We start from the raw sequence: 7,920 nt of genomic DNA on the forward strand, positions 1-7,920 counted from the left end.
GCTAGGGTACGTTTCTTGCCAGAATTGAATACCAAGTATAAAAAGATCTTAACAGGCGTGATAGGGGGGAGTATGCCCATATCACGCCAATTTTTCAAACAAGTAACGATTATCCGGTTACATCCGTTCTACCGTCTCAATGCCCAAAGTGTTCAGACCTTGCTTCAAGGTTTTCGCGGTCAGTAGCGCCAGTTTCAGGCGGCTTTGACGCAACTCTTCACTTTCAGCATTGAGGATCTGACAGTGTTCATAGAAGCTGGAGAACAGACCGGCTAGATCGTACAGGTAAGCACACATAACATGTGGCGTACCTTCACGGGCGACGGTGGTGATGGTCTCTTCAAATTGTAACAAACGGGTGGCTAACGCTTGTTCTCGTTCTTCATTTAGGATAACGGGCAATGTCAGGCTGTTTTCATCAATTTCGGCACGCTTGAAGATGGAGGCAACACGGGTGTAAGCATATTGCATATAAGGTGCGGTATTGCCTTCAAAAGCGAGCATATTATCCCAATCGAAGATGTAATCTGTGGTACGACTTTTGGAGAGATCGGCATATTTCACGGCGCCGATACCTACAGCTTCAACCACTTTTTTCAGTTCATCTTCTGGCATATCCGGGTTCTTTTCACGGATAAGGGTATTGGCACGTTCAATGGCTTCGTCCAATAGATCGGTCAATCTGACCGTACCACCGGCGCGAGTTTTAAATGGTTTGCCATCTTTACCCAACATCATGCCGAACATATGGTGTTCCAGTGACACGGATTCTGGCACATAACCAGCTTTACGAACGATGGTCCAGGCTTGCATCAAATGTTGATGTTGACGGGAGTCGATGTAGTAAAGAACGCGGTCAGCGTGCAGGGTTTCATAACGGTATTTCGCGCAGGCGATATCTGTTGAGGTGTAAAGATAACCCCCATCTTTCTTTTGGATAATAACGCCCATCGGTTCACCTTCTTTGTTTTTATATTCATCAAGGTAAACCACGGTTGCACCATCGCTTTCCACTGCTAGCCCTTGCTGTTGCAGATCAGCGACAATACCGGGCAGTAGATCGTTGTACAGACTTTCACCCATGACAGAATCTTTAGTCAGCGTGACATTCAGACGATCATAGGTTTGTTGATTTTGGGCCATCGTGATATCCACTAGCTTGCGCCACATGGTACGGCAATATTCATCACCGCCTTGCAGCTTCACCACATAGCCACGGGCGCGGATGGCGAACTCTTCATCTTCATCGTAATTCTTTTTCGCTTCGCGATAGAAAGCTTCCAGATCGGATAATGCCATATCGCTGGCATTTTCATTTTGCACTTTTTCCAGATAGGCAATCAGCATACCAAACTGGGTTCCCCAGTCACCCACATGGTTGGCGCGGATAACCTTATGACCGAGGAATTCAAGTGTACGGACGGCAGCATCACCAATAATAGTGGAGCGTAGATGACCAACGTGCATCTGTTTCGCTACATTGGGGGCGGAATAATCGACAACAATAGTTTGTGATTCGGCTGGAGTAACGCCCAGTTTCTCATCTTTCAGGGCAGTTTCGATATTCGCTGCAATCCACGCTTGATCAAGGAAGATATTGATAAAGCCGGGGCCGGCGATTTCAACTTTACTGGCGATACCTTGCAGATCTAGCAGGCTAACAACTTTTTCTGCCAGTTGTCGGGGGGGCATACCCACTTTTTTCGCGGCGGCCATCACTCCATTGGCCTGATAATCGCCAAACTGCGCTTTCGCGGATTGGCGGATGTGAGCTTCGCTGTCGGCTGGAGCACCTGCTGCAATCAGCGCCTGGCTGACTTTTTCTGAAAGAATCGCCTGAATATTCACCTGGTTACCTTAAATGATGAATGAGAATAAATAAATATAATACCGTCTATGATTGGATAAAAACACATATAATGTACATAAAAACTATGAATGTGCATAAAAACTATGAATGTGCATAAAAACTATGAATGTGCATAAAAACCATGTACATGGCATAAAAACCATGAATGCGTATAAAAAAATTCGAGATATGTATAAAAAGATGAAAAATGTGTAGTAAATACAATGATCAAGTAAGGCTCTACGGTTGCCACTGTTCAGCGATTAGGATGAGAAGATAAAAAACGCATTTCCTCGAAAAATCATGATCGCGGCTATCATGCCGTAACGAATATACGGCATAAGGGAAGGAGCAGTTATGGAAGTATGGCAAATGAACGAACAGGAAAACCAGAGGCTTTTTTAGGTTTGGCTACGATATTAAAAATGACTGCGCCACGTGCAGGTACTTGGTCTAAATTAGCCAACAGTTCTATCTGATAAGTATCTTGCTTTAAGACATAATCTTCGCCCAACAAGGCATTATTCTTTCTAAAATCTTTAGCGGCGTCGGTATCAAATGTTTCATGTCCAACAGCTTTAACATGACGTTCCTCAAATAAAAATTTGAGAGCGTCTATTCCCCATCCAGGTATTTGGTTATTACCTGAATCATCTTTATTATCCATTTTTTCCTGGGATGGCCAGCGTTTACTCCAATCCGTTCGGAGCGCAACGAAAGTATCTGCCTCAATAATGCCATATTCTTCTTCAAATTTAAGAATATCTTCTTTGGAAAGTGAAAAGTTAGGGTCCTGTTTTGCTCTTTCTGATTGATCAAGCACGATTAGAGGTAAAACCAATTCTTTTAATTCCAGTTCATCAACATAACGGGTATTAGGAACAAAGTGGCAAGGAGCATCAATGTGAGTCCCATATTGGCCGGGAAAAGAAAATTTCTGAACAAAAAAGCCATCTTTGTAATCAAAAAGTGTTTTAAATTCTGCGGAGTCAAGCATAAAAAAATGTGGAGAATCTTTATCGAAGCTATGCGTCAAGTCGACCCATTTTTTTGACTTCAATAAAGTGAGCGCTTGTAAAATGCTATTTGACATAAAAAACCTCATTTTTGATAATTTATTGATGTTATTTTTACCACTATTACATGATTAATGCTGTAAGATTTGTTGCCGTAAATAGTGATATTCCTCATATTTTATCCACTTTTATTGTTCCAGTAATGAACATACGACGTAAAAGCATAATAGATTTAAAGGCGGCAGGACTCGGCGTTTCTGACTACCGAGGTTTGTGTTAGATTTGTCAGGTACGAGCACATCAGGTTATGTTTCTTATAAACGCAGAATTATAAAGAAATAACAGAAAATAAGATAATTGATTTTTACATTAGTTAAAAGTCAAAATCCAATATAATAAAAAAATATATATTATATGTTTTTTGGGCATTATTCTTAATGTGATTTATTTCTATCTTATTGTTATTTAATGTTTTTTATTTTAAGTAAATTTCATTGATTAAAATTGAAAATCTTTTGCAAATTATTTGTTGAAATTTTTAATAAAAAAGAAATTAATATCGTTTATGATTTAATGAATCCCAAAAAGCTCATCAGCATTGATCTAAAAAGGAACGACTATGCTTTGGAAGAATACTTCTAACCAATTTGGTCATTTATCTGTCCTGCTACACTGGCTGGTTGCCTTGGTCGTGTACGGCATGTTTGCGCTAGGGCTGTGGATGGTGACATTGGGGTATTACGATACGTGGTATCACAAAGCGCCTGAAATTCATAAAAGCATCGGAATAGTGCTGCTGATAGTGATGGTTGTACGTGTTATCTGGCGTTTTGTTTCTCCACCACCAAAACCATTAGCCAGTTATAGCCGCTTAATCAGAGTCAGTGCTGTTTTGATGCATATTTTGTTGTATATCTTACTGTTTAGCATTTTGATTAGTGGTTATTTAATTTCGACCGCTGATGGACAGTCAATTGCTGTCTTTGACTGGTTTACTGTGCCAGCCACATTAACGGGTCAGGGCGAACAGGCAGATACTGCCGGGATGATTCATCTTTACCTTGCTTGGGCGGTGGTAATTTTATCGCTATTGCATGCTGTTGCGGCATTAAAACACCATTTTATTGATCGTGATGCAACCTTAAAGCGGATGCTAGGTTTCCGTCCTGAATAATACAAAAGACGATTATGGAGAAGAATATGTTGAAGAAGACATTACTTGGTCTGACTGCGGGTGCATTGTTACTAAATGCAGGTTCGGCATTAGCTGCCGATTATAAAATTGATATACCAGGCCAGCACGCCTTTATTCAATTCCGTATTCAGCATTTGGGATATAGCTGGCTATATGGGACATTTAAAGATTTTAATGGTTCTTTCACATTTGATGAGAAAAACCCGGCTGCGGATAAAGTTGATGTGACAATCAAAATAGCCAGCTTGGACACTAACCACGCTGAACGTGATAAACACCTGCGTGGTAAAGATTTCTTTAATACGGATAAATATCCTGAAGCAAAATTCACCTCAACCGCAGTGAAAAAAGAGGGGAATAAATATATTGTCACAGGTGATCTGACTTTAAACGGTGTGACAAAGCCCGTGGTACTGAATGCAGAACTACTGGGTGAAGGTAAAGATCCGTGGGGTGGTTACCGCGCAGGTTTTGACGCTTACGGTAAAATCAAACTGAAAGACTTTAATTTCCAAAAAGATTTGGGGCCTAAATCACAGGAAGCGGAATTGCTGATCTCTATCGAAGGCGTCCGAGAAAAGTAATATGCTGATTACTTAACTCAGTAGTGTAATTTATTAACGGCTGCGCATTGCGTGGCCTGTTTTATTGATAGGCAAAACCTTCTTTCCAGTTGATCTCATAGATGATACTGTTGTTATATACAGTTTTAATGCGATTGATTGTATGTGGTTTTGAGTAGATAAGATCTTATTGCAGCTACATTAACCGAATAAAATATCAATATTGTGTTTTGTTTGGTGCATACATAGTGTTATCAGATTGATACAAGTATCACTTGCAAGTAAACTTAGTATAGCGGCTGAGTGTTTATTAGTCGTTATGGTTAAATTATGTCTTAATAATACAGAGGGTAAGGGGAGGGGGTTATGTCATCATTTACAAAACTGATAGATAAGGCATATGTTTCTCCTGATAAAATTATTAGAGGAACTGCCAAACTGATAAAACCTGAAAGCGCCGCCACTGAAGACAGCTCTCAGAGGTTGCTGATTAGAAATGACGGCACTGTCATGATTAACAGAAAGAATAGTGATGTGATAGCGGCTTTTGAACATAATATAAAAGCGTTATCAAAGAGAAAATAACTATTATGTGGCCTGTTTTTATTACCTTTGTTTTGATCTGTGGCTATAAATATATTGATAGCGACATACCATCAAAAATTGAGTTACAAAAAGCGCAAGGGTGGAATGCTTACTTTCAAGTAGCTTTAAAAGGCGGTGAGTTTTTAATCGCTGGCTTTGTCATGGCTGTATTTATTAATGTTCTATTGTATTTAGCAATGTATATTATGAATGTACCTGCATATTTGGGCGCAAAATACACTCAGTTTACATTTGCTACAGACTTGAATGGACTCAGATACGCCACTGCAAGCTTTTTCTCATGGATTGTAGTTATATCTACGGTTCTTATGAGTATAAGCCAAGCTTCAATCGCTAAAAATAGATCAGAAAACTATGCATACCGGATTAAAGCCATTAGGAATAATGCGAAAAAAGATTCTGTAAATGAATTATTACTAGAATCCTTGGAGTGCGGTCTTCTTGTTATGGTTACTCTCAAATCTCGAAAGGTGTATGTTGGAATGGTTGATGAAGCGAAGTTTTACAATTTCCATACCCATTCAGATGCAATGGTATCAATTATACCATTTATAAGTGGATACCGTGATAAAGACAGCTTATCTTTTACGGTCGAGCATAATTATACGGATATTTATAGTGGAAAAGATATAACATTAAACTCTGAACCATTATCAGTATATCAATTCCGACATATATTACCGATAGACCAAATAGAATCTTTTTCTTTATTTGATGTAGATACTTATATATCGTTTGAAGAAAAGCATAGTAAGCATCCATTTGTGGAAAACAGTAATAATAATGATGAGGCTGCTGTTTAATGCGGCCTTTTTCTTATCTGCCAAGTGAAATGATGTGATTTTTCACTTGGCATGATATCAATGGGACTGTTTATTATATTGGCAATACGTATTTATATGGTTTTTATTTTTTTTCCTCCAGAGGAGAATGCCGAGACTCTATTATAACATCGACACGAAACTCTCCAGAGTTATCGTAATATACACCGGGTGTATCAGAGAACAGAAGTACTAATTCACCATCTACGGGAACCGTTTTATGGAGCACGCCATTACCAATCCTATAGGTTTTGCCACCAATTTTTGCAACGAGATTGTATTCTGGATTTGTAGAGAGCGTGATGCTACCCTGAGGTGCGGATATCATATTATTTTCTTTGCCGTATCTCACCCATCCGTTAGCGACAATAGATATGATGTCTCCTTGTTTGAGAATAAGTCCTGTGGATTTACCGTTTTCAGCGTTAGCTGGAACATTTCCAGACCAATTAGACATAGTATTACCTCTGAAATTATGTTTTATGGAAATAAATTTTGCCAAAGATGCTTACATATTTGACTAAAATATAATTTATTTTCTTTATGACAGGGTTTCAATGGGAAAATTAGAGTTTGTGATCTGTATCAATTACAATAATCTTTATATCGATGGTTAATTTTAATATTGTAATTTTTTCTTTCTGCGTTTTTTATAGAATATTAATTTTATGTTGGAATAATAAATTTATGGTTATCTTTGATTTTAAATGATTATAACGAATCATTAGAATAAAAGAGAATGATTCCATTTTTAATTTCTTGATCTAATTATGTCAGAAAACCAAAATTTTTCTTAATTCCCATTACGTGCATAAATTGTGTAAAATAAAATAGTTACAGTAAATTATGGATAGATAGTGTTTCTTGTATGGAGCAGTTATTTATTACCACAAAGTTGGCGTTTCACACATTGGATTGCTGTTGATTTATAAAAAAGGTATACAGGATGATCTGAGTGAATCAGAGAAGGTAGTTATTAATCGATAGGATTACGTTTATGGCTGTTGAATCATTAGGACATTTTTATTCTTAATAGGAAATCGGTTAACATTGGGATAAAATAAGTAGGGTAAGATGGTCAATATATCCGGCAATTAAATCCTCCATTATATTTACAATAACTTAATCTTTTATTGAGTTTGTAACAAAGTGTTACAAATTTCTATTTTTTGTAAATGAAAAAAATGGAAATTATTTCTTGCTATTTGATGATAATTTAATAATTATGACCGAATCTCCTTCATCTAAGTAACATGAAGGAAATTTTGACTCCTGTTCCCTTATTCAAAGGGATTAATTGATAGGAATACATTATCTGTCTTCCTGTCATTCAACTCGCTATTACCCACGGCATAAGCGGTGCTTTTTGTCGATGGTAATAAGATTTTTATTGCCTTAATTCTTGGGTAAAGAAATCAATCAGTTCCATTTTCTGGCAGGAGATTTATGTTGAAAAATATCATACGACAAGGTGACAAAACCTCTCATGGTGGTTCGGTGTTAGCCGGTGATGAGCGTTTTCAGGTTTTGGGCAAAGGGGTAGCGCGGATTAATGATCCGGTGTCCTGTCCAATGTGTGGCGGGAATCAATCCATTGCGGAAGGAACTTCGTCCGTAGTCGGAACTAATCAACAAGGGCTTGCGCTGGAAGGTATGAAAACCTCTTGTGGAGCAGTCTTGATCGCTTCGCAAACATTTTCCCAGATAAAAACCTTATAGGACAGTGTGTTATGAATAAAAAACAGTCTCTATTCCTACAAGAATTGCAATATATACGGCAATTGGCGCAGGAAGTCGCAAAAAAAAATCCGCATCTGGCAGATTTTTTATCCGAGGGCGCCGGTGATCCAGATATTGAGCGAGTGATGCA

Annotated in this window: 8 protein-coding genes; 5 read left to right on the top strand and 3 right to left on the bottom strand. The window is 38.2% G+C overall.

The window, feature by feature from the left end; translation table 11 throughout:
• Nucleotides 1-117: 117 nt before the first annotated feature.
• Together argS and EAE93_RS20670 are read right to left on the bottom strand one after the other, a co-directional pair.
• Nucleotides 118-1,848, bottom strand: coding sequence for an arginine--tRNA ligase (gene argS / locus EAE93_RS20665; RefSeq protein WP_214040473.1), 1,731 nt, complete (start codon nt 1,846-1,848; stop codon nt 118-120).
• A 356-nt stretch (nt 1,849-2,204) separates the two neighbouring features.
• Nucleotides 2,205-2,942 (bottom strand): cyclase family protein, encoded by a 738-nt coding sequence (locus EAE93_RS20670; protein ID WP_036814264.1) that lies wholly within the window; start codon nt 2,940-2,942, stop codon nt 2,205-2,207.
• A gap of 542 nt (nt 2,943-3,484) precedes the next feature.
• Here EAE93_RS20670 and EAE93_RS20675 point away from each other — a divergent pair.
• The 4 genes from EAE93_RS20675 (at nt 3,485) to EAE93_RS20690 (ending at nt 6,032) form a co-directional block, all read left to right on the top strand.
• Nucleotides 3,485-4,039 (top strand): cytochrome b, encoded by a 555-nt coding sequence (locus EAE93_RS20675; protein WP_036778604.1) that lies wholly within the window; start codon nt 3,485-3,487, stop codon nt 4,037-4,039.
• A 26-nt stretch (nt 4,040-4,065) separates the two neighbouring features.
• Nucleotides 4,066-4,644 carry a YceI family protein gene (locus EAE93_RS20680; RefSeq protein WP_040148940.1) on the top strand — a complete coding sequence of 193 codons (579 nt, stop codon included), beginning with the start codon at nt 4,066-4,068 and terminating at the stop codon, nt 4,642-4,644.
• A 345-nt stretch (nt 4,645-4,989) separates the two neighbouring features.
• Nucleotides 4,990-5,208 carry a hypothetical protein gene (locus tag EAE93_RS20685; protein WP_036814267.1) on the top strand — a complete coding sequence of 73 codons (219 nt, stop codon included), beginning with the start codon at nt 4,990-4,992 and terminating at the stop codon, nt 5,206-5,208.
• 5 nt (nt 5,209-5,213) lie between these two features.
• Nucleotides 5,214-6,032, top strand: coding sequence for a hypothetical protein (locus EAE93_RS20690; RefSeq protein WP_214040474.1), 819 nt, complete (start codon nt 5,214-5,216; stop codon nt 6,030-6,032).
• A gap of 103 nt (nt 6,033-6,135) precedes the next feature.
• Here EAE93_RS20690 and EAE93_RS20695 read toward each other — a convergent pair whose 3' ends face one another.
• Complete coding sequence (locus EAE93_RS20695) at nt 6,136-6,507, bottom strand: LecA/PA-IL family lectin (RefSeq protein ID WP_214040475.1); 372 nt, start codon at nt 6,505-6,507, stop codon at nt 6,136-6,138.
• A gap of 989 nt (nt 6,508-7,496) precedes the next feature.
• Here EAE93_RS20695 and EAE93_RS20700 point away from each other — a divergent pair.
• Nucleotides 7,497-7,769 carry a PAAR domain-containing protein gene (locus EAE93_RS20700; protein ID WP_105396716.1) on the top strand — a complete coding sequence of 91 codons (273 nt, stop codon included), beginning with the start codon at nt 7,497-7,499 and terminating at the stop codon, nt 7,767-7,769.
• Nucleotides 7,770-7,920 lie beyond the last annotated feature (151 nt).

The organism is Photorhabdus akhurstii (assembly GCF_018448925.1).
Lineage (GTDB): Bacteria > Pseudomonadota > Gammaproteobacteria > Enterobacterales > Enterobacteriaceae > Photorhabdus > Photorhabdus akhurstii.

What these genes read in the sequence shown, in the direction of transcription:
- EAE93_RS20670 (WP_036814264.1), bottom strand. Translation starts at nt 2,942, where the DNA reads ATGTCAAATAGCATTTTACAAGCGCTCACTTTATTGAAGTCAAAAAAA.
- EAE93_RS20675 (WP_036778604.1), top strand. Translation starts at nt 3,485, where the DNA reads ATGCTTTGGAAGAATACTTCTAACCAATTTGGTCATTTATCTGTCCTG.
- EAE93_RS20680 (WP_040148940.1), top strand. Translation starts at nt 4,066, where the DNA reads ATGTTGAAGAAGACATTACTTGGTCTGACTGCGGGTGCATTGTTACTA.
- EAE93_RS20685 (WP_036814267.1), top strand. Translation starts at nt 4,990, where the DNA reads ATGTCATCATTTACAAAACTGATAGATAAGGCATATGTTTCTCCTGAT.
- EAE93_RS20690 (WP_214040474.1), top strand. Translation starts at nt 5,214, where the DNA reads ATGTGGCCTGTTTTTATTACCTTTGTTTTGATCTGTGGCTATAAATAT.
- EAE93_RS20695 (WP_214040475.1), bottom strand. Translation starts at nt 6,507, where the DNA reads ATGTCTAATTGGTCTGGAAATGTTCCAGCTAACGCTGAAAACGGTAAA.
- EAE93_RS20700 (WP_105396716.1), top strand. Translation starts at nt 7,497, where the DNA reads ATGTTGAAAAATATCATACGACAAGGTGACAAAACCTCTCATGGTGGT.